Annotated in this window: 16 protein-coding genes and 1 riboswitch; of the genes, 8 read left to right on the top strand and 8 right to left on the bottom strand. The window is 71.5% G+C overall.

Annotated elements, in window-relative coordinates:
- Positions 1–105 precede the first annotated feature (105 nt).
- Complete coding sequence (locus OG878_RS16390; protein WP_443049122.1) at positions 106–1,011, top strand: RNA polymerase sigma factor; 906 nt, start codon at positions 106–108, stop codon at positions 1,009–1,011.
- A gap of 108 nt (positions 1,012–1,119) precedes the next feature.
- On the opposite strand, the gene sucD is transcribed toward OG878_RS16390, so the two are convergent.
- From sucD to OG878_RS16415, 5 genes are all read right to left on the bottom strand, one after another.
- A complete protein-coding gene (gene sucD / locus OG878_RS16395; protein ID WP_328887502.1) occupies positions 1,120–2,004 on the bottom strand; it encodes a succinate--CoA ligase subunit alpha in 885 nt (294 codons plus the stop codon).
- A gap of 21 nt (positions 2,005–2,025) precedes the next feature.
- A complete protein-coding gene (gene sucC, locus OG878_RS16400) occupies positions 2,026–3,207 on the bottom strand; it encodes an ADP-forming succinate--CoA ligase subunit beta (RefSeq protein ID WP_030914421.1) in 1,182 nt (393 codons plus the stop codon).
- A gap of 252 nt (positions 3,208–3,459) precedes the next feature.
- The gene (locus OG878_RS16405; protein WP_328887503.1) at positions 3,460–4,686 is read right to left on the bottom strand and encodes a VWA domain-containing protein; all 1,227 of its coding nucleotides are present in this window, start codon (positions 4,684–4,686) and stop codon (positions 3,460–3,462) included.
- Complete coding sequence (locus OG878_RS16410) at positions 4,683–7,055, bottom strand: DUF5682 family protein (RefSeq protein ID WP_328887504.1); 2,373 nt, start codon at positions 7,053–7,055, stop codon at positions 4,683–4,685. The genes OG878_RS16405 and OG878_RS16410 overlap by 4 nt, the downstream gene beginning before the upstream one ends.
- Positions 7,052–8,164 (bottom strand): ATP-binding protein, encoded by a 1,113-nt coding sequence (locus tag OG878_RS16415; RefSeq protein ID WP_328887505.1) that lies wholly within the window; start codon positions 8,162–8,164, stop codon positions 7,052–7,054. Before OG878_RS16415 ends, OG878_RS16410 begins: the two co-directional genes overlap by 4 nt.
- A gap of 118 nt (positions 8,165–8,282) precedes the next feature.
- Here OG878_RS16415 and OG878_RS16420 point away from each other — a divergent pair, with 118 nt between their 5' ends.
- A complete protein-coding gene (locus tag OG878_RS16420; RefSeq protein WP_328887506.1) occupies positions 8,283–9,692 on the top strand; it encodes an SWIM zinc finger family protein in 1,410 nt (469 codons plus the stop codon).
- Between the two features lie 17 nt (positions 9,693–9,709).
- On the top strand, positions 9,710–11,326 hold the full coding sequence (locus OG878_RS16425) for a DUF5691 domain-containing protein (protein WP_328887507.1): 1,617 nt from the start codon (positions 9,710–9,712) through the stop codon (positions 11,324–11,326).
- 276 nt (positions 11,327–11,602) lie between these two features.
- On the opposite strand, the gene OG878_RS16430 is transcribed toward OG878_RS16425, so the two are convergent.
- Positions 11,603–12,016 (bottom strand): cobalamin B12-binding domain-containing protein, encoded by a 414-nt coding sequence (locus OG878_RS16430; protein WP_030914396.1) that lies wholly within the window; start codon positions 12,014–12,016, stop codon positions 11,603–11,605.
- A gap of 359 nt (positions 12,017–12,375) precedes the next feature.
- On the opposite strand from OG878_RS16430, the gene OG878_RS16435 reads away from it, so the two are divergent.
- Together OG878_RS16435 and OG878_RS16440 are read left to right on the top strand one after the other, a co-directional pair.
- The gene (locus OG878_RS16435; protein WP_328891263.1) at positions 12,376–13,239 is read left to right on the top strand and encodes an esterase/lipase family protein; all 864 of its coding nucleotides are present in this window, start codon (positions 12,376–12,378) and stop codon (positions 13,237–13,239) included.
- Positions 13,240–13,621: 382 nt separating this feature from the next.
- Complete coding sequence (locus OG878_RS16440; protein ID WP_328887508.1) at positions 13,622–15,124, top strand: M23 family metallopeptidase; 1,503 nt, start codon at positions 13,622–13,624, stop codon at positions 15,122–15,124.
- A gap of 208 nt (positions 15,125–15,332) precedes the next feature.
- Here the strand turns inward: OG878_RS16440 and pcrA are convergent, their stop codons facing one another.
- Positions 15,333–17,771 (bottom strand): DNA helicase PcrA, encoded by a 2,439-nt coding sequence (gene pcrA, locus OG878_RS16445; RefSeq protein ID WP_328887509.1) that lies wholly within the window; start codon positions 17,769–17,771, stop codon positions 15,333–15,335.
- Between the two features lie 272 nt (positions 17,772–18,043).
- A riboswitch (cyclic di-AMP (ydaO/yuaA leader) is annotated at positions 18,044–18,208 on the top strand.
- Here pcrA and OG878_RS16450 point away from each other — a divergent pair.
- Complete coding sequence (locus tag OG878_RS16450) at positions 18,207–19,364, top strand: C40 family peptidase (protein ID WP_328887510.1); 1,158 nt, start codon at positions 18,207–18,209, stop codon at positions 19,362–19,364. It overlaps the preceding riboswitch by 2 nt.
- Before the next feature lie 92 nt (positions 19,365–19,456).
- Here the strand turns inward: OG878_RS16450 and OG878_RS16455 are convergent, their stop codons facing one another.
- Entirely contained in the window at positions 19,457–19,810 is a 354-nt protein-coding gene (locus tag OG878_RS16455; protein WP_277327913.1) for a hypothetical protein, read from the bottom strand.
- Positions 19,811–20,168: 358 nt separating this feature from the next.
- Here OG878_RS16455 and OG878_RS16460 point away from each other — a divergent pair, with 358 nt between their 5' ends.
- Both OG878_RS16460 and OG878_RS16465 read left to right on the top strand, forming a co-directional pair.
- Positions 20,169–21,221 (top strand): C40 family peptidase, encoded by a 1,053-nt coding sequence (locus tag OG878_RS16460; protein WP_328887511.1) that lies wholly within the window; start codon positions 20,169–20,171, stop codon positions 21,219–21,221.
- A gap of 58 nt (positions 21,222–21,279) precedes the next feature.
- The gene (locus tag OG878_RS16465; protein ID WP_328887512.1) at positions 21,280–22,053 is read left to right on the top strand and encodes a GNAT family N-acetyltransferase; all 774 of its coding nucleotides are present in this window, start codon (positions 21,280–21,282) and stop codon (positions 22,051–22,053) included.
- Position 22,054: the final 1 nt, after the last annotated feature.

A 22,054-nucleotide genomic window follows, 5' to 3' on the forward strand; every position in this document is an offset into this window, starting at 1 on the left:
CCCAACGACACGCACTTATTCCGTGTAACGGGCGAATAGCCGCTGTGTCGCCCAATATACGTTTATGCACTTTTCGGCCCAGCGCAGCTCCGCCGGGGGGCCTGCATGACGCAGAGAGACACCGATGCGGACACCACCACTCCGCTGCCCTCCGTCCCCTCCGAATCCCCCGTCCCCCCGCTCCCCGGCCCCACGCCCGCCGAAGCGTTCGACGCGCTCTATGCGCGCTCCGCCACTGCCCTCTTCCGGCAGACGTATCTGCTGACCGGCCGCCGGCACCTCTCCAAGGAGGCCGTCGAGCGGGCCTTCGAGCAGGCCTGGCAGCGCTGGCCCGAGGTCGCAGTGGACCGGGACCCGGTCGGCTGGGTGCGGGCCGTCGCGTACGAGTACGCGATGTCGCCCTGGCACCGGCTGCGCCGCAGCCACCGCCGGCCCGACCCGCAGCCGTCCGACGCCCCCGGCTCGCGCGCCCTGCTCGACGCGCTGCTCGACCTGCCACCGGCGTACCGGCGCACCCTGGTGCTGTACGACGGTGTCGGCCTGGACCTGCCGGAGACCGCGGCGGAGACGGAGGCCAGCACCCCGGCGACGGCAGGCAGGCTGATGACCGCTCGGGCCGCGATCGCCGAGCGGGTGCCCGAACTGGCGATCCCCGAATCGCCCGACGAACAGTCCGCACTGCTGCACGAGCAGCTGGGCACGCTGGCGCTCGCCCAGCCCGTGGCCGCGATGATCACCCCCCGCGCGATCCGGACCGTGAGCGAGAACAAGGCGGGGCACTGGACACGAGCGGCGATCGCGCTCACGGCCCTGCTCATCGGCCTCACGGTGATCACCACGGTGACCGCTCCGGAGCACTACGAGACACCTCCGGCACCCGCCGAGCGGGTCGGGGGTGTGCCGCCCCGCGGCGGCCCGCAGAAGCTGACGCCGAAGGAGCGCAAGGTGGAGAGGAAGCTCCGGGACGAGCTCATCCGCGGCCCCGCGCGGCTCGTCCCGCAAGTACGGTGACCGGCCCGGTACGGAAACGGCGCGGGCCCGCACCCCATTCTCCCGGGGTGCGGGCCCGCGCCGTCTGTCGCGGTGACGCGATACAGCGGTTCAGCCGCGAAACAGCTGTCAGGCGCCGAGGATCTCGCGCGCCAGCTTGGCGGTCTCGGTCGGCGTCTTGCCGACCTTGACGCCGGCGGCCTCGAGGGCCTCCTTCTTCGCCTGGGCGGTGCCGGAGGAGCCGGAGACGATGGCGCCCGCGTGGCCCATGGTCTTGCCCTCGGGGGCGGTGAAGCCCGCGACGTAACCGACGACCGGCTTGGTGACGTTCTTCGCGATGAAGTCCGCCGCACGCTCCTCGGCGTCGCCGCCGATCTCGCCGATCATGACGATCAGGTCGGTGTCGGGGTCGGCCTCGAACGCCTCGAGGGCGTCGATGTGCGTGGTACCGATGACCGGGTCGCCACCGATGCCGACGGCGGACGAGAAGCCGATGTCACGGAGCTCGTACATCATCTGGTAGGTCAGCGTGCCGGACTTCGACACGAGACCGATGCGGCCGGGCTTGGTGATGTCGCCCGGGATGATGCCGGCGTTGGACTGACCGGGGGTGATCAGGCCGGGGCAGTTCGGGCCGATGATCCGGGTCTTGTTGCCCTTCGAGCCGGCGTACGCCCAGAAGGCGGCCGAGTCGTGGACGGCGATGCCCTCGGTGATCACGACGGCGAGGGGGATCTCGGCGTCGATCGCCTCGACGACGGCGGCCTTGGCGAAGGCCGGCGGCACGAAGAGGACGGACACGTTCGCGCCGGTCTTCTCCATCGCCTCGGCGACGGAGCCGAAGACCGGTACCTCGGTGCCGTCGAAGTCGACGGACGTGCCGGCCTTGCGCGGGTTCACGCCGCCGACGATGTTGGTGCCGTCGGCGAGCATGAGCTTGGTGTGCTTCATGCCGGTGGCACCGGTCATCCCCTGGACGATGACCTTGCTGTCCTTGGTGAGGAAGATTGCCATGGTGTTGGAGTCCCTCGTCCCTTACTTCGCAGCCGCGGCGAGCTCGGCGGCCTTGTCGGCCGCGCCGTCCATGGTGTCCACGCGCTGCACGAGCGGGTGGTTGGCGTCGGAAAGGATCTTGCGACCCAGCTCCGCGTTGTTGCCGTCGAGGCGCACGACCAGCGGCTTGGTGACCTCTTCGCCCTTCGACTTCAGGAGCGCCAGCGCCTGGACGATGCCGTTGGCGACCTCGTCACACGCGGTGATGCCACCGAAGACGTTGACGAAGACGGACTTGACGTCCGGGTCGCCGAGGATGATCTCGAGGCCGTTCGCCATGACCTCGGCGGAGGCACCGCCACCGATGTCGAGGAAGTTGGCGGGCTTCACGTTGCCGTGGTTCTCACCGGCGTACGCGACGACGTCCAGGGTCGACATGACCAGACCGGCACCGTTACCGATGATGCCGACCTCGCCGTCGAGCTTGACGTAGTTGAGGTTCTTGGCCTTGGCGGCAGCCTCGAGCGGGTTGGCCGCAGCCTTGTCCTCGAGGGCCTCGTGGCCGGGCTGACGGAAGTCGGCGTTCTCGTCGAGAGACACCTTGCCGTCCAGCGCCAGGATGTCGCCGGAGGCGACCTTGGCGAGCGGGTTGACCTCGACGAGGAGCGCGTCCTCGGCGACGAAGGTGTCCCACAGCGTCACCATGACCTCGGCGACCTTCTCGGCCACCTCGGCCGGGAACTTCGCCTGGGCGACGATCTCGCGGGCCTTCTCGATCGTGACTCCGGCGTTGGAGTCGACCGGGACCTTCGCGAGGGCCTCGGGGGTCTTCTCCGCGACCTCCTCGATGTCCATGCCGCCCTGCACCGAGGCCATGGCCAGGAAGGTGCGGTTGGTGCGGTCGAGGAGGTACGAGACGTAGTACTCCTCAAGAATCTCCGGCGCGGTCTCGGCAATCATCACCTTGTGGACCGTGTGGCCCTTGATGTCCATGCCGAGGATGTCGGTCGCACGGGCGACCGCCTCGTCGGGGGTGGCGGCCAGCTTGACGCCGCCGGCCTTGCCGCGGCCGCCGACCTTCACCTGCGCCTTGACGACGGACTTGCCGCCCAGCCGCTCGGTCGCCTCGCGGGCTGCCTCAGGCGTGTCAATGACTTCACCGGCCAGCACCGGTACACCGTGCTTGGCGAAGAGGTCCCTCGCCTGGTACTCGAACAGGTCCACGCGCGTCCGTCCCTTTTCAGTGGTCTCGCGGTTCGTTTTCAGCGTGGGCGTGCCGCGAGGGGCAACGTGACTGCTCGGTCACAAGGAAGGCGCACACGGTCACCGGGTACGCGGCATGTCCATCTCGCAGGTTATCCCCGAGCTCCGCAGGACCATAAATCGCAGCTCACACCTGGGCGGTGATTACGGTCACAGACCGTGCTCCCGGGCGCGTCGCGGCGCTGCGCCGCCCCTGTGCGCGGGCCGCGCCCCTCACCGAAGAGCCTCCTTGTCCGGTACCGGCAGAGGCCGCTTCTCGAACGCCGCCGCCATCACCTCCGGGAAGAGGTCCGGGGTGCACGCGAACGCCGGTGCGCCCAGTGCGCCGAGCGCCGCCGCGTGATCACGGTCATAGGCGGGCGCGCCCTCGTCGGACAGGGCGAGCAGCGTCACGAACTGCACCCCGGAGGCCTTCATCGCGGCGACCCGCTTCAGCATCTCGTTGCGGATGCCGCCCTCGTACAGGTCGCTGATGAGGACGACCACGGTTTCGGCCGGGCGGGTGATCCTGGACTGGCAGTACGCAAGTGCCCGATTGATGTCGGTGCCCCCGCCGAGCCGAGTGCCGAAGAGCACGTCGACGGGGTCGTCGAGCTGGTCCGTGAGGTCGACGACGGCCGTGTCGAAGACGACGAGTCTGGTCCGCAGGGTCCGCATGGAGGCGAGGACCGCGCCGAAGACGGACGCGTAGACGACGGAGGCGGCCATCGATCCCGACTGATCGATGCAGAGGATGACGTCCTTCTTCACCGCCTGCGCGGCCCGCCCGTAGCCGATGAGCCGTTCGGGGACGACCGTGCCGGCTCCGTCCCCGCCCGGCAGCGGCAGGTAGTTCTTGAGGTTGGCCCGGATGGTGCGGTCCCAGTCGATGTCACGGTGGCGAGGCCTGTTGACCTTCGCCGAGCGGTCGAGCGCACCGGTCAGCGTGGTCCTCGTGCGGGTGGCGAGCCGTTTCTCCAGGTCGTCGACGACCTTGCGCACGACGGCTCGTGCCGTCTCCTTCGTCGTCTCGGGCATGGCCTTGTTGAGCGAGAGCAGCGTTCCGACGAGATGGACGTCCGCCTCGACGGCCTCCAGCATCTCCGGCTCCAGCAGCAGCGCGGAGAGACCGAGCCGGTCGATCGCGTCACGCTGCATGACCTGGACGACGGAGCTGGGGAAGTACGTACGGATGTCGCCGAGCCAGCGGGCGACGGACGGGGCGGAGCCGCCGAGTCCGGCCGAGCGGTCGCTCCCGCCCCGGCCGCCGGACCTGCCCCCGCCGCCGTACAGCGCGTTCAGCGCGCCGTCCATCGCGGCGTCCCGGCCGGCGAGGGTGCACCCGGTGCTCTCGGCGCTGTCCCCGCCCAGCACGAGGCGCCAGCGCCGCAGCCGCTCGTCGTCCGCCGCGCCGCAGCCGGCCGCGGCTCCCGCCGTGTCCGTGTGCGTGGCCGTCGTCATCCTGTTGCCCCCAGCTCTTCCATGGCGTGGCCGGCTGTGTCCGCGCCCTCGGTCTCCAGCCCCAGCAGCAGCCGCAGCACCGGCGCCACCGCGTCCGCCCGTTCGTTATCGAGGCCGGGGCCGAAGCCGGGGGCAGCCGTTCCCCCGGCTGTTCCGGCCGGGCCCCCTGCACCCGGGCCGCGGCGTACGAGCTCGCCCAGCGTGCGCCGTACGCCCGGTTCGTAGGACGAGAAGGTGCGGCGCAACAGCGGCAACACGTCGGTGAACGTGTCGGCGGGGACGCCGGCCAGCCAGGCGTCGACCAGGCCGAGCAGCCGCTCGTCGTGGACGAGGAGCATGCCGCCCCCGCCGACGAACCCCTCGATCCACGCCGCCGCGTCGGCGGGGGGTGTGCCGGGTGACAGAGCGAGGCCCATCAGCCGCGCCGCGTCGTCCTCCTCGATCCGCCCCTCGTCGAGCAGCAGTCGGGCCGCCCTGCCCCGGATGACACCCGCGACGGTGTCCCGGGCGGCCAGTTTGTGCAGCACGGCCGTCCAGCGTTCACGGATCCCGTCCGCCGGTACGGTGCCGGTGAGCAGCCCGATCGCTGCGTGGACCCCGTCCACCCGGCGGCGCAGTCCGTCGGCGCCGCCGGCATCGAGCCCGGTGCACGCGGGTGGCAGTCCGACGCAGATCCGCTCGGCGAGCCCGGCCGCGACCTCACCCAGCGCCGCGGTGTCCGTCGACCTCACGTCCCCGTACCTCAGGGTGCGGGCCAGGGCGGGCAGTGCATCGGCGAGGTGGCCGACGTCGGCGTCCAGCGCGGCCCGGTCGGCGAGGACCCGCATCACCACGGGCAGTGCGTCGGGCAGTCCGGCGAGGAGGCAGCGCTCGGCGAGCGAGGTGACCTCGGCGAGCGCTGTCGCCGATACGGCCTCCGCTTCGGCCTTGGCGGTCGCCGCGGTGAGGACCGTGGTGCCCCAGACCCCGGCCTCCGCGACCTGCACGTGCTGCTCGGGCTCCCAGCGCAGCCGCCAGCTCTCCCGGAATGTGCCGGTGCTCCCCCGGCCGGCGGCCGGTTCGCCCCAGCCGACGGCGAGGAGCCGGAGCCGGTGCAGCAGGCTGCTGCGGGCCGCGTCGGTGTCCTTGCGGAGGTCGAGCTCCAGCTCGCGCTCCAGCGCTTCCGGCTTGAGCCGCAGCGTGCGCTGGAGCCGGGTGAGATCGCGCTGCAGCGGCACGGCGGGGGCGCTGTCCGGCACCTCTCCGAGCGTCTCGCCGACGACGAGCCGGTCCCGTACGAGCGCGAGCGGCACATCGGAGCCCTCGCACATGACGGCCCGGATCGCGTCGGTCGTCTCGCTCAGCCCTGCGAGCGGGCGTCCGCGCAGGGCGGCGAGGGTCCCCGCGAGCCGGACGGCCTCGATGACATGGGCGGACGACACGAACCTGTCCTCGTCGCGCAGCAGTCCGGCGACCTTGGTCATCCACCGCTCGAGCGGACGGTCGGGGGCGGCGAAGAGATGCCCGTACCAGCCGGGCGAGTCGATCCCCGCCCCGTAACCGCTGTGCCGGGCGAGCCGCCGATGCGTCCAGGGCACCCAGGTCATCTCGGTCTTGACCTTGGGCATTCCCTTGAGGAGGGCCCTGTCGGCGGTGACGGTCGTCCTCGCTCCGAGCGCGGGCACATGCCAGGCCCCGCAGACGACGGCGATGTCGTCCCCGAACTCCTTGCGGGCGGCGCGCAGCTGGATGCGCATGTAGGCCTCACGGACGGTGTCGTGGGGGTGCCCGCCGTCCCCGTACACCTCGCGCAGGGCTGTCATCGCCTCGCCGAGCGCGGCGAACGGGGCGCGGGGGTCGGCGAGCTGCCCGTCCGGTGCGCGGTGCTCGACGACGTCCTCCCACCAGCGCTCGGGGTCGTCGTACCCGGCGGCCTCGGCGAGGACCGCGATCGGGTCGACCGCGAACGCGGCCACCGGAGCGGACGCGTCGTCGCCCGCCTGTCCCCGGCCCCGGTCGCCGGGGTCCGCATCCGCGGGCGGGGAGTCCGTCATGGCCAGGGAGTGGGCCGCGGGCAGGTCGATGAAGCGGACCGGCACGTCATGGCGCAGGGCCCAGCGGATCGCGACCCATTCCGGCGAGAAGACGGCGAACGGCCAGAACGCCGCCCGGCCCGGGTCGTCCACCGCGTGGGCGAGCAGCGCGACCGGTGGCCGCATCTGCTCGTCGGCGGCGAGCGGCAGCAGTGCGTCCCCCTCGGAAGGGCCCTCGATGAGAACGGCCCGCGGGTACGCGGCGTCCAGCGCGGCGCGGACCGCGCGGGCGGATCCGGGGCCGTGGTGCCGGACGCCGAGGAGCAGCGGCCCGGTGGCGGGCGGGGCGCCGCTCATGCCGAGACCTCGCGGCAGGCGCGGTAGAAGTCCTTCCAGCCGTCCCGCTCACGGACCACGGTCTCCAGATACTCCTGCCAGATCACGCGGTCGGCCGCCGGATCACGGACGACCGCACCGAGGATGCCGGCCGCGACATCGCCGGGGCGCAGCACCCCGTCGCCGAAGTGGGCGGCGAGCGCAAGGCCGTTGGTGACGACGGAGATGGCCTCGGCCGTCGACAGCGTGCCCGACGGGGACTTGAGCTTGGTGCGGCCGTCGGTCGTGACGCCGTCGCGCAGTTCACGGAAGACCGTGACCACCCGGCGGATCTCGGTCATGCCGTCGGGAGCGGACGGAAGGTCGAGCGAACGCCCGATCTGGTCCACACGCCGGGACACGATGTCGACCTCAGCGTCCGGCGTGGCGGGCAGCGGCAGCACGACCGTGTTGAACCGGCGGCGCAGGGCGCTGGACAGATCGTTGACCCCGCGGTCGCGGTCATTGGCCGTCGCGATGACGTTGAAGCCACGAACGGCCTGGACCTCCTGGCCCAGCTCGGGGAGAGGAAGCGTCTTCTCCGACAGGATCGTGATGAGCGAGTCCTGCACATCGGCGGGAATACGGGTGAGTTCCTCGATCCGCGCGGTCATGCCCCGGGACATCGCGCGCATCAGCGGACTGGGCACCAGCGCGTCACGGCTGGGTCCCTGCGCCAGCAACTGCGCGTAGTTCCACCCGTAGCGCACGGCTTCCTCGGGTGTGCCCGCCGTGCCCTGGACGAGCAGCGTCGAGTCGCCGCTGACGGCGGCCGCGAGATGCTCGGAGACCCAGGTCTTGGCGGTGCCGGGGACGCCGAGGAGCAGCAGGGCGCGGTCGGTGGCGAGCGTCGTCACGGCGACCTCGACGAGACGGCGCGGGCCCACGTACTTCGGTGTGATCACCGCTCCGTCCGGAAGCACGCCGCCGAGCAGATAGGTGGCCACGGCCCACGGCGACAGTTTCCAACGCTCGGGCCGCGGACGGTCGTCGGCGGCCGCGAGTGCCTTCAGCTCGTCGGCGAAGGCGTCCTCCGCATGCGGGCGCAGAACCTCTGCGCCGACGTCGGCGGTGGTTTCGGACACGGTCATGGATCCCCCTCCAGATCAGTCGACCTGATGTGGTTCCCACCGTGCACCACGCCACTGACAATCGACCGTCTCCGCAGGTCGGGGCCGATTGTCAGTGCCGCGTCCTACCGTCGTCCGCATGCTGCTATCTCACGGGGGAGAACCCTTGCGCACCGCTGCTCCGGCGGCGCGCTGGACGGTGGAGCAGGTCCTGGCCCTGGCTCCTGACGCATCGTCACGCAAGGCGGGCGGCAGGCTCGGTTCGGCCGGGCCGTGGTCCGGCGCGGGCTGTGACGGACCGGGCGCGGTATGGGGGTTGTGCAAGGGAAGCGGAAGCACGCCGTATCGGACGGTGGTCGACACGACGGGCCCCGCGTACAAGTGCAGTTGCCCCAGTCGGAAGTTCCCGTGCAAGCACGCGCTTGGCCTGCTGCTGCTCTGGGCGTCGGACGAGGCGGCGCTCGGGCCGGCGGAGGTGCCCGACTGGGCCGGGGAGTGGCTCGACGGCCGCCGCAGACGGGCGGCGCAGAAGACGGTGGCGGAAGGCGGCGGCTCGAGTGCGGGCGATTCGGGTGCCGGCCCGGCCGCCCCGGAGGCCGCCCGGCGGCGCGCCGAGCGCCGGGCCGAGCGGATCACCGGCGGCGCGCAGGAGCTCGAGCAGCGTCTGACGGATCTGCTGCGCGGCGGTCTGGCGTCGGCCGATCAGTCGGGGTACGGGCTGTGGGAGGAGACGGCGGCCCGCATGGTCGACGCCCAGGCGCCGGGGCTGGCGGGCCGGGTCCGGGAGTTGGGGGCGATCCCGGCGTCGGGCCCCGGCTGGCCGGGGCGGCTGCTGGAGGAGTGCGCGCTGCTGCATCTGCTGGACACCGCGTGGCTGCGCATCGACCGGCTGCCGGCCCCGCTGGCGGCGACGGTCCGTACACGGGTGGGGCTGACGGCCCCTGCCGACGGCCCCACGGTCCGCGACCACTGGCTGGTCCTCGCCCAGTACGACACCGCGGACGGCAAGCTCGTCACACGCCGGATCTGGCTGTACGGAAGGGACTCGGGCCGGACGGCACTGCTGCTGTCCTTCGGGGCGGCCGGGCGCTCGCCCGGTCAGGCTCTGCCGGTGGGCGTCACGATCGACGCCGAGCTCACGCCGTACCGGGGGGCCGGGCAGCTCCGGGCGGAGCTGGGCGGGCAGTTCGGCGCGCCGTCACCGGCCGGCACTCCCCCGCCGGGCTCCACGGCAACGGCCGCGGTCGCCGCGTACGGACACGCCCTGCGGGACGATCCATGGCTGGAGTCCTGGCCGGTCACCCTGCGTGCGGTGATACCGGTGCCTTCGGGCGACGGCTGGCAACTGGCGGACGCGTCGGACAGAACGGCCCTGCCCGTCGCTCCGGCCGCGCTGTCCCGGCCGGGGCTCTGGAAGCTCGTGGCGCTCTCCGGCGGCGCGCCGGTCACGGTCTTCGGCGAGTGCGGCCACCGCGGCTTCGACCCTCTCGCGGCCTGGGCGCCCGACAGTTCCGACGGCGGCGCGGCCGAGACCGTGCCACTCATCTGACCCCTGGAGGAGGACCGATGTTCCGCACACCTACGACGGCCGGTGCCACCGCACCCTGGGAAGAGCTCGTCACATCGGCACTGCTCGGCACCGATCGGCGGCCGTCAGGGACGGGGCCCGGGACGGGGCCGGTCGCGCTGCTGGACGTGGCGGCACTGCACACGGTGCGGCGCAGAGCCGGGCTGCTGCCCGCGGCCGCGGCCGCCCGGCCCGGGACAGCGTCGGCCGACCCCCGGCCTCCGTTGCCGCCCGCTGCACGGCACAGGCTCGCCCAGCTGCTCGCCGACCGGTCGGCGCCCACCGGCGCGGGTGGCCGGCGCGGGGCGGCGCCCGATCTCACGGAGCTGATCCCGCAGTGGCTGGCCACCGCCAATCTGCGCGGTTACCGGGCACCGGCCGCACTGCTGCCGGGGCTGCTGGACGCGGCCCGGGCACGTACCGACCTGCGGCCGCAGGCCCTGGCGTTCGCCGGGCCGCGCGGACTGTGGCTGGCCGGGCTGAACCCCGAGTGGAAGTTCGCCCTGCGCGGCTCGTCCGGCGGCTCGCCACTGCCCGAGGTGACCGCCCCCGAGGCGGTGCGCCGGCTGTGGGAGGAAGGCCTGTTCGCCGAGCGCGTCGCCCTGCTCGGGGCCGTACGGGCGCATGATCCGGCCGACGCGCTCGCGCTGCTGACCAGTACGTGGTCCACGGAGCGTGCCGAGGACCGGCTGATGTTCCTGGACTCGTTGCGCGCCGGACTGTCCGCCGCGGACGAGCCCTTCCTGGAGCAGGCCCTCACCGACCGCAGCCGCAATGTGCGCGCGACGGCCGCCGAGTTGCTGTCCGCGCTGCCGGAGTCGGCGCTGGCCGGCCGGATGGCGGCCCGCGCGTCGTCATGCGTGGGCCCTGACCTGACGGCCGGCGCCGACTCCGTCGCCGTGGAGGCGCCGCACGAATGCGATGCCGCGATGCAGCGCGACGGGGTGGTGGCGGTGCCACCGTCCGGCCGGGGCGAACGGTCTTGGTGGCTCGGCCAGTTGGTCGAGGCGGCCCCACTGTTCACCTGGCCGGGACGGTTCGGCGGACGCACGCCGCAGGAGATCGTCGCTCTGCCCGTCGCCGACGGATGGGCCGAGGAACTGCACGCGGCCTGGTGCCGGGCAGCGGTACGGCAGCGCGACCGGGAATGGGCGCGCGCGCTGCTGGGCGCCCCCTCGCTCCCCCCGTCGAACAGCCCTGGTACGGCGTCGCTCGCCGAGCGGTCGAAGCTCCTCGCCACGCTGCCCGGGGCGGAACGGGCCGCGTGGGTGGCCGGCTTCATCGCCGCGCACGGCCTGTCGGAGGCGTTCCAGCTCTTGGGCGTCTGCCCGGTCCCCTGGGCGGAGCCGCTCGGCAGATCGGTTGTCGACGCGCTCGACATCGCCCGCGACGCGGGCAGTTACCCGTGGAGTTTCAGCGGCGTCATGGGACTGGCCGAGCGCTGCCTGAACCCGGCGGAGGCGAACCGCCTGGAGGTCCTGACGACCACCCCGGACGAGCCGGAAGGGGCGTCACCGGGAGCGGCCGGCTACTGGTCGGAGGCGTTCCGCCGCCTGGTCTCCACGCTGCGGCTGCGCGCGACGATGGACGCGGAGCTGCTGCCGGAGGCGGGCTGACAGGGCGACGGCGCGTGTCCTCGGTCCCCGGACGGGTTCGGTCGCCCACCGGTCCGGAGACCGAGGACACCGGCTGTCGAGGACGCGGGCGACCGGGAACACCGGCCGCGGAGAACGCAGGCGTCCGGGGAGACCGGCAGCGGACAACGCAGACGGCCGGCGACACGGACGTCGTCACCCCTGCATGGCGCGGCACGGCGCGCGCAGGGGGACGTCCGCCCGCCGGCGTCGGTTCCGCCGGGATCGGGCTCCCGCTCGATCAGGCGTCCCCCGGAATCAGGCTTCCGCGGGCTGGCGGACGTTCGCGTTGACCCAGTCGACGATCGATGCCGTCGTCGCACCCGGGGTGAAGATCGCTGCGACGCCCTGCTCCTTCAGCGGTGCGATGTCCGCCTCCGGGATGATGCCGCCGCCGAACACCTTGATGTCCTCCGCGTCGCGCTCCTTGAGCAGCTCGATCACCTTGGCGAAGAGCGTGTTGTGGGCGCCGGAGAGGATCGAGAGGCCGATCGCGTCGGCGTCCTCCTGGATCGCGGTGTCCACGATCTGCTCGGGCGTCTGGTGGAGCCCGGTGTAGATGACCTCCATACCGGCGTCGCGCAGCGCCCTCGCGATCACCTTGGCGCCGCGGTCATGGCCGTCGAGGCCCGGCTTGGCCACCACCACACGGATCGGACCGGTCACACCCATCACTGCCTCCACATGCGTCTCCCGTGCCTGAAGGGCCGGGGATGTGAACGAACGTTATCGACAGCATCCCGCAACGCGCCGTTTCGCGGTGGACCGGGAGGGGGAAATCACACCTGGGACATGTTCGCCAGGCGCCCTGCCGTATCGCGGGACACCACCCGCCACGCGGGACGGACGCCAGGGGAGCCGCTACGAGGTGGCTGTACCACCGTGCCGCCAGCCGCACGGGACGGCGGTACAGCTCGTCGGCCCAGGGCCCGACCAGCCCGAACCCGCACCTCTGTCACGGCGCCCCTGAGGGCATACGGGGACCGGAGCCGCCTCCTCGTGCGCCAAGCAGGAGGTCGGCCATGAAGGTCATGAAGGTCCTGCCTTTCCTTACACCGCTGCTGCTGCGGCCATGCCTGCGCCGCACCTGGCTTTCATCGGCACTGCTCAGAGCCACCGCGCTGGAGCTGATCGTCCTCGCCGGGCATGTGCTCCTCTACCCCGCAGGCATCACCAGCGAGCGACGGGACCCCTCGCACCCGTCCGAACCGTCCCCCGAACCCGCCGGCACGCCGGTCCTCCCCGTCGAGACCCCCGACCGGCCGCCGGTCGTGCTGCTCCACGGCTTCATCGACAACCGCTCCGTGTTCGTCCTGCTCCGCCGCTCCCTCGCCCGGCACGGCTGGCAGCATCTGGAGTCCCTCAACTACTCGCCGCTGACGTGCGACATCCGTACGGCCGCCGAGCTGCTCGGCCGCCACATCGAGGAGATCTGCGCCCGGACCGGACACCATGAGGTCGATATCGTCGGGCACAGCCTCGGCGGCCTGATCGCCCGTTACTACGTGCAGCGACTCGGCGGTGACCGGCGGGTCCGCACCCTGGTCACCCTCGGCACCCCGCACGGCGGCACGGCCGTCGCCCCGATGGCCAGCGCGCATCCGATCGTGCGCCAGATGCGCAGCGGCTCGGCCCCGATCGAGGAGCTGCGCCGGCCCGCACCCGGCTGCCGGACCCGGTTCGTGAGCTTCTGGAGCGAGCTGGACCAGGTGATCATCCCTGCCGAGGCGGCCTGCATCGACCATCCGGACCTCGATGCGCAGAACGTACGCGTCAGCGGGATCGGCCACCTTGCGCTGCCGGTCCACCCGGCGGTCGCCGCCGGGATCCGTGAGGCGCTCGAGTCCCCGGGAGCAGCCTCCGGAGTCGCTTCCGGTACCGCCTCGGTGGCCTGAGCGGGGCCCGCCCCTCACCCGAGCGGGGCCCGCCCCTCACCTGAGCGGGGCCCGGCCGCTCACCTGGGAGGCATCCGCCCCCGGTGACCCGGAAGTACCGGAACCCTCACACACAAGGTCGCCACGCCGCGATGAGGCGCGTCCGTCACCGCCCGCCCCGCCCGAGCGGGCCCGTAAATAGAACGCGCTTCGAACATAGAGCCAAGGCTGTGTGCACAGTCCGCCGAAAGGCGGCCGATTGCCCGTTTCCTGAACGGCCGGAGCCTGACGAAGATTGTCGCCGTCGCATACCGGCGGGTACAGTCGCGGCCACTGCTTTCCCCTGGGACCCCCACCGGGCGCCCGGGCCCCAGGTCCTGCTGCCGAGGCGAGAGAGAAGTTGGTGAACGACCAGCACCCCTACGCCGGGTATGTCGGTTACGACAGCCACTCCACGGGCAGCTTCGACAACGACCCGCTCTTCGGCTCCCTCCCGGGCAGTTACGACGGCACGTACGACACCGCCGGCTACCACAGCGGCTACGACGCCGGACAGACCGGATACAACGGCCCGTACGACTCCACCCAGTGGGACGCGGGCGTGCAGCAGACCGCCGCGTACGACGCGTATGCCGCGTACGGGACCCAGCAGCCGCAGTACGACACCACAGCGACCTGGATGCCGGATGCCGCGGGCATCCCCGCGCAGGCCGGAGCCCCGGACGCGTCGGGCCAGTGGGACATGGGCAACTGGCAGCAGAACGGCCAGTGGGCGACGACCGCGACGGCCGCCTACGACACCGGGGCGTACGACGCCACGGCCTGGAACACCGGCGCCACGCCCGACCACGAACAGCAAACTGCGCAAACCATGCACGGCATGCAGGAATCGTACGTACCCGAACAGACCACCCATGAGGTGTACGAGGCGCACGAGCCGTACGAGTCGTATGGGGACCAGGGTTCCTACGATCCGTACGAGCCGTACCGCACCGCCGAGTTCAGCGTCACCGACACCGGTCTCGACACCGCTGACAGGGACGCCGACACCGGCGGGGACACCGACAGCGACGACGACGCCCCGGACATGCACCAGGCGGCCGACCGCACCGCCGCCGACATCCCGCGCCCTGCAACCCGCCCCAGCACCCTTGGCGGCAGCCGCAGTCGGCGGCGCACCCCCGCGAAGCGTTCCGCGCTCCTCACCGTCGCCGTCCCCTCCGCCTGCGTGATGAGCGTGGCCGGTATCGCCGCCGCCTCCGTCAGTGGGCTCGGCAGCGGGAAGGACAAGGCGGACGACACACTGTCGATGGCGGCCGCCGACCCCGGCACCGTCAAGCCGGTCGCCGCCAACAACAAGCTGGACACCCAGCTCGCCAACCTCAGCGCCGACGCGGAGAACTTCGCCGACCGCGCCAGCCGCACCCAGGAGCGCATCGACCTGAAGGAGCGGCAGGCGGCCGAGAAGAAGAAGCGCGAGGAAGAGGCCGCGCGCAAGGAGGCGCTGCGCCCCAAGTTCGTCCTGCCGATCACGCAGCACGGCCTCAGCGCCTACTTCGGCCAGGCGGGCGTCAACTGGATGTCCGTGCACACGGGCATCGACTTCCCCGTCTCGTACGGCACCCCGGTGATGGCCGCGACGGACGGCACGATCCGCACCCAGTGGAACAACGCCTACGGGAACATGGCCATCGTCACCATGGCCGACGGCACCGAGACCTGGTACTGCCACCTCAGCAGCACCAAGATCCGCTCGGGCCCGGTCAAGGCCGGCGACGTCATCGCGTACTCCGGCAACTCCGGCAACTCCACCGGCCCGCACATGCACTTCGAGGTGCGGCCCGGCGGCGGGGCGGCCATAGACCCGCTGCCCTGGCTCCGCAGTCACGGCCTCGACCCGACCTGAGCGACCTGGAGCGGCGCAAGCGGCGGCGACGCCGCATCTCCTGCCGCCGGGGCGGCTTCCGCCCTAGGGGCCTCTCGTTTGGATCATGCTGGGCTCGCGGGGGCCGGCATGCACATCTGCCGCGTTGTCGTCAGTCACCGACGCTCCGCCTTGCAGCTGCACGCACCAGCCCCCGCTCCCTGATCCAGCCTGATCCAAACAAAAGACCCTAGAGCTTCTCCACCGGCGCGTACCGCAGCAGCAGCTTCTTCGGCCGCTCGTCCCCGAAGTCGACCGTCGCCTTCGCCTGGTCGCCGACCCCCTCGACCGCCGTCACCGTGCCCAGCCCGAACTGGTCGTGCGTGACCCGGTCCCCGACCGCCAGCGTGATCGTCGGCTTGTCCGAGGTGCGCCGGGTCGCGAAGCCCGAGGGGCCCGAGCGCGAGCGCGACGAGGACAGCGACGACGTGATCCCCGAGGTCGGTCCGGCCGGGGCCGCCATCGGTCCGGTCCGCTTCCACTGCAGATGCCGGTCCGGGATCTCCTCGAGGAACCGCGACGGCGGGTTGTACGAGGGCTGCCCCCACGCACTGCGCATCGCCGCCCGGGTCAGGTACAGGCGCTCACGGGCCCGGGTGATTCCGACGTACGCGAGACGCCGCTCCTCCTCCAGCTCCTTGACCTGCCCGAGCGCCCGCATGTGCGGGAAGACGCCGTCCTCCATGCCGGTCAGGAACACCACCGGGAATTCGAGGCCCTTCGCGGTGTGCAGTGTCATCAGCGTGATGACGCCGGAGCCGTCCGTGTCCTCGTCGGGGATCTGGTCGGAGTCGGCGACGAGTGCGACCTTCTCCAGGAATTCGGCCAGCGTGCCCGCGCCCTCCTCCTCGCCCCGCTCCTGCTCGAATTCGAGGGCGACGGCGGCGAGTTCCTGAAGGTTCTCGATGCGGGTCTCGTCCTGCGGGTCGGTGGATGCCTGGAGCTCCGCGAGATAGCCGGTCCGCTCCAGGACGGCCTCCAGCACCACTGCGGGGCCCGCGCCGGACTCCACGATCGTGCGGAGTTCCTCCATCAGCGTGTTGAACCGCTTGACGGCGTTCGCCGACCGGGCCGCCATACCGTACGCCTCGTCGACGCGGCGCAGCGCCTGCGGGAACGTGATCTTCTCGCGCAGCGACAGTGCGTCGATCATCGCCTCGGCGCGGTCGCCGATGCCGCGCTTCGGCACGTTCAGAATGCGGCGCAGCGGGACGGTGTCCTCGGGGTTGGCGAGGACTCGGAGGTAGGCCAGGACGTCCCGGACCTCCTTGCGCTCGTAGAAGCGCACGCCGCCGACGACCTTGTAGGGCAGGCCGACGCGGATGAAGATCTCCTCGAAGACGCGGGACTGCGCGTTCGTCCGGTAGAAGATGGCGACGTCTCCGGCCTTGGCGTCGCCCGCGTCGGTCAGCCGGTCGATCTCGTCGGCGACGAACTGCGCCTCGTCGTGCTCGGTGTCGGCGACGTAGCCGGTGATCCTGGCGCCCTCGCCCGCATTCGTCCAGAGGTTCTTGGGACGGCGGCTCTCGTTGCGTTCGATGACCGCGTTGGCCGCGGAGAGGATCGTCTGCGTGGAGCGGTAGTTCTGCTCCAGCAGGATCGTCGTCGCGTTCGGGTAGTCCTCCTCGAACTGGAGGATGTTGCGGATGGTCGCGCCGCGGAAGGCGTAGATCGACTGGTCCGCGTCACCCACGACACACAGCTCGGCCGGGGCGTCGGCCGGTCCGGCCGGGCCCACCAGTTCGCGTACGAGCGTGTACTGCGCGTGGTTGGTGTCCTGGTACTCGTCGACGAGGACGTGCCGGAAGCGGCGGCGGTAGTGCTCGGCGACATCGGGGAACGCCTGGAGCAGGTGGACCGTCGTCATGATGATGTCGTCGAAGTCCAGTGCGTTGGCCTCGCGCAGCCGGGACTGGTACATCGCGTAGGCCTGGGCGAGCGTCTTCTCGAAGCCGTCCGCGGCCTGACCGGCGAAGGTCTCCTCGTCGATCAGCTCGTTCTTCAGGTTCGAGACCTTCGCCGTGAACGCCTTCGGCGGGAAGCGCTTCGGGTCGAGGTCCAGATCGCGGCAGACCAGGGCCATCAGCCGCTTGGAGTCGGCGGCGTCGTAGATCGAGAAGGACGAGGTGAAGCCGAGCTTCTTCGACTCGCGGCGCAGGATCCGTACGCACGCGCTGTGGAACGTCATGACCCACATCGCGTTCGCCCGCGGTCCGACGAGCTGCTCGACGCGCTCCTTCATCTCGCCCGCGGCCTTGTTGGTGAAGGTGATCGCCAGGATCTGGCCGGGGTGCACCCCGCGCTCGGCCAGCAGATGGGCGATGCGGTGGGTGAGCACCCGGGTCTTGCCGGAGCCGGCTCCGGCGACGATGAGCAGCGGTGACCCCGCATGCACGACGGCGGCGCGCTGCTCGGTGTTCAGCCCGTCGAGAAGGGCGGCAGCGTCGATGACGGGGCGGTGGGCGCCGTCCCGGTAGTACGCGTCCCGGGGTGGCGGGGGCGCGTCGAATACGCCCGCGAAGAGGTCCTCCGGCACCGCTTCGGGTGCGGAGTCCTCGGGGGGCGGCGGGGGCTCTTCCTCCGAGTGCTGGAGGCCGGCCAGGAAGCTGTCGTCAAAGAGGCTGCTCATCGCTTGACGAGTCTAGGCCGCCGCACCGACACCGTGCGGGCCGCATGGTGAAGCACGGTGCGTACACGGGCGGACGTGCGAGCACGTACGGAGATCGTCCGGCCACGTCCCGTAAGGGAAGGACGGGCTGCCGGGCCCGTACCGCCGCCCCGTCGCCAAGGTCACGAAAATGTATCGGGCATATCGAACATCAACCTTCACAGCAGCACCATGGGTTGGCTAGCGTGCTCCGACGGGCGGCCCGTCCTCCCTTGAGGCGATCCACGCCGAAACGGGCACCCGCGCCGAATCCGGGCTGCCTTCACGGGAGTTCGGAACCGGGGACCCATACGCACAACCGGGGTGAATCGGTCCATGTCCCCACTCGGACCGTAGGGCAGCCTTCCGTTCCGCCCGAACCCGACAGCTAACCCGGTAGGCGGTCCACGGAAGGAGATGCCTGCCTTGGCGTCGCACCGCAAACCGCGCACCCGGGTGCGCAGCACCACCCCCGCTGTCGGACTCACGACGGCCGCTCTGGCAGGTGTGACCCTGCTGTCCACACAGAGCGCCACGGCCGCCCCGGCCTCGCCGAAGCCCAGCATCGAGGATGTGCAGAAGAAGGTCGACGACCTCTACCGGCAGGCGGGCACCGCGACCCAGAAGTACAACCAGGCGAAGGAGGCCTCCACCGCACAGCGGGGCAAGGTCGACGCCCTGCTGGACGATGTGGCCAGGCGTGCCGACAAGCTGAACGAAGCCCGCAGGGAACTCGGCAACTACGCGGCTGCGCAGTACCGCACCGGCTCCATCGCGCCGACCGCCACCTTCTTCCTGGCCGACGACCCGCAGTCGTACTTCGACCAGAACCAGCTGATGGACCGGATGGCGGGCCGGCAGCAGAAGGCCGTCACGGACTTCCGTACGCAGCAGGCCGCGGCGTCGAAGAAGCGGGCGGAGGCGGTGACGAGCCTGGAGGCGCTCACCGAGTCGCAGGACACCTTGCGGACCAGCAAGGAGAACGTCCAGAAGAAGCTGGGCGAGGCGCGCGCGATGCTGTCGAAGCTGACGGCCGAGGAGAAGGCGCGGCTCGCGGCGCTGGAGCGCAAGAAGGAGGCGGAGGCCAAGCGCAAGGCGGAGGAACTCGCCCGTCAGCAGGCCGAGGCGAAGCGCAAGGCGGACGAGGCGGCGCAGCAGGCCGCATCCGGCAGCGGCACGGGGACGAGCACCGGGACCGGTTCGGGCAGCAGCACCACCACGACGACGACGAAGGGGGAGAAGGCCCTCGCCTTCGCCCGCTCCCAGATGGGCAAGCCGTACGTCTGGGGTGCCACCGGCCCCTCCTCGTACGACTGCTCGGGACTGACCCAGGCCGCCTGGAAGGCCGCGGGCGTCGACATACCGCGCACCACCTGGGACCAGGTCGAGATCGGCACCCGGATCGCGACGGCGGATCTGCAGCCGGGCGACCTCGTCTTCTTCTACGACGACATCAGCCACGTCGGCATCTACGAGGGGGACGGCATGATGGTCCACGCCCCGAAGCCGGGGGCGAACGTCCGCGAGGAGTCGATCTACTACATGCCGATCTACGGCAGCGTGCGGCCCGCCTAGCACGCTCCCCGCAGCGCGGATCCATGCGCTTCATGCGACGAGCCCCTTCGGAAGGATCCGCAGGGGCTCGTCCGTCGGCCGGGAGGACCGGCTCAGGTCCAGAGCGTCGCAATGAAGATGTTGGCGACCGTCAGCCCGCCGACCGCCGCGAAGACGCCCTTCTCGACCTTCTCCTCGTCCCGCTTGACGTAGACCAGCGCGAGGATCACGACCAGGACCGCGAGCTTCACGCCGATCTTGATGTTGTTGACCGGGTGGTCGTCCGCCTGGTTGAGCCCGACCAGCACGACACCGGTGACCAGCATGGTCAGCGCACCGTGCAGCATCGCCGGGACGAAGCGCGCCGTGCCGGCACCCATCGCCTTCATCTGGGTCAGGAAGCCGCCCAGCAGGGAGGCGATACCGATGATGTGCAGCGCGACGAAGACATTGATGAGTACGTCCATGGGGCCGCAGCCTAGCCGGGGCCATATCACCACTCTTCGGCGAGGTGGGGTCTCCTCGGCATTTCAGTCGGGCCTGCACCGGCTGTCTGAACCCGGTGCGGTTTTCCCGGTCACTCGAGGACATCGCCTCGCCAAATTCAGGCAATAGCAGTCATTACGTCTCTCCTCCCTGTCCCGGGTTTAGCGTCCCTATCCAGGTGACCGGCTCACCGCCGCTCCGCACCCGGACGGCAGGCCGGTCACCCCGCCGAAGAGTCCGGTGGCGGGCCGCTCCCCCTGTTGGCACCCCGCCGCCGGACCTCCGCGGGCCCGCCGGTAGGCCCCGACGGGCAGTCGAGAGCAAGGAACCCCGCCCCCCGTGGCCGCTCATCGAAAACCCAAGCAGCTCCCGCGCACCGGCTCCGCTGCCCGCACCGCAGCCACCCTCGCCCTTGCCGGGGCTGCAACCGCCGCCGCCCTCCCGGGCTCCGCACATGCCGAGCCACAGCTCACCCCCGCCCAGATCAAGGCCAAGGTGGACCGGCTGTACCACGACGCGGAGGTCGCCACCGAGCAGTACAACGGCGCGAAGGAGAAGGCGGCCACCGTCACCGAGTCGCTGGGCGCGCTGCGCGACGAGGCCGCCCGCAGGACCGAACGCCTCAACGCCTCCCGCAACGCACTCGGTTCGCTCGCCGCCGCGCAGTACCGCACCGGAGGCATCGACCCCGCCGTCCAGCTGGCGCTCTCCTCCGACCCCGACCAGTACCTGGAACGGGCCTCGTACGCGGACCGGGTTGCCGACCGGCAGGCCGGCGAGGTCTCCAGGGTGCGACGGCAGGTCACCGAGATCGCCCAGCTGCGTGCCGAGGCGAGCGAGGAGCTGGCGGCGCTGGGCGCCCGCCGGGCCGAACTGAAGAAGCACCGGGCGACCGTCAGGAGCAAGCTGGCCGACGCCCAGAAACTCCTGGACACGCTGTCGCCCGCGGAACGCGCCGCCTACGACCAGTTGGGCACCGCACACTCCGCCGATGCCCATGCCGATCGCAGCGCCCCGCGCGCCGGCACCCAGGCCGCCCCCAACGCCCGTGCCGCGGAGGCCATCACGTTCGCCTACGGAGCACTGGGCAAGCCGTACGTCTGGGGCGCGACCGGCCCGTCCTCGTACGACTGCTCAGGACTGACCCAGGCCGCCTGGCGCTCGGCCGGCGTCTCGCTCCCCCGCACCACGTACACCCAGATCAACGCCGGACAGCGCATCTCCCGCTCCGAACTCGCCCCCGGCGACCTGGTGTTCTTCTACTCCGGTGTCAGCCATGTCGGCCTGTACATCGGCAACGGCCAGATGATCCACGCACCGCGCCCCGGAGCACCGATCCGTATCGCGCCGATCGACCAAATGCCTTTCGCCGGAGCGACCCGGGTGGCATAGGCTCCGGCTCCGCGGTCCGGAATTCCACCGGACCGGGCCGGATCGAGGAGAACCGCACATGCCCATGGACGCCGACGTCCAGAGCCACATCCGTACGCTCGCCCTCCGCTCCCCCGACCATCTCCGGATCGGCCCGTTCACCATCCGCTACAACCCGAACTGGTCCCTGAAATACGCGAATTACGCGATCCCGGACCGTGACGCCGAACCGACCGCGGCCGATGTGCAGGCGCTCATCGCCGCCTTTCGGGAGCGGGGCCGGATGCCGCGTCTGGAGTACCTGCGCGGCGGCGCACCCGCGGTCGAACCCGCTCTGGCCGCCGCCGGTTTCACCGTGGAGAACCTGGCGCCGGTCCTGGCCTGCGCCGCCGGGGATCTCGCGGAGCCGAAGCCGGTGGACGCCCTCGTCATCGCCGAACCTGCCACCGACACCGAGTTCGACGTCGCCGCCCGCGTGCAGCACCACGGCTACGGCGGTACCGGGGAGCCCGAGGGCGGCGAAGCCGCATGGCTGCGCAACGCGGTGGCGGGCGGCGGAGTGGCGGCGCTCGCCCTGCTGGGCGGCGTACCGGCCGGCGCGGGCGGCTGCTCGGTCCCGGTCGACGGCCTCACCGAACTGGCCGGTCTCGCCGTCGCCGGCACCTTCCGCCGCCGCGGCATCGGCGCCGCGCTCTCCGCCCATCTGACCGCGACCGCGTTCGCGAGGGGCTGCCGGGTGGTGTGGCTGGAGCCGGCCGATGCCGCTGTGGAGCGGATCTACGCGGGCATCGGCTACCGCCGGATCGGCGAGAAGCTGAACATCTCGCTCGATGCCGGACAGGAGAGCAGCTGAC

This window comes from Streptomyces sp. NBC_00316 (genome assembly GCF_036158715.1).
In the GTDB taxonomy this organism is placed as follows: domain Bacteria; phylum Actinomycetota; class Actinomycetes; order Streptomycetales; family Streptomycetaceae; genus Streptomyces.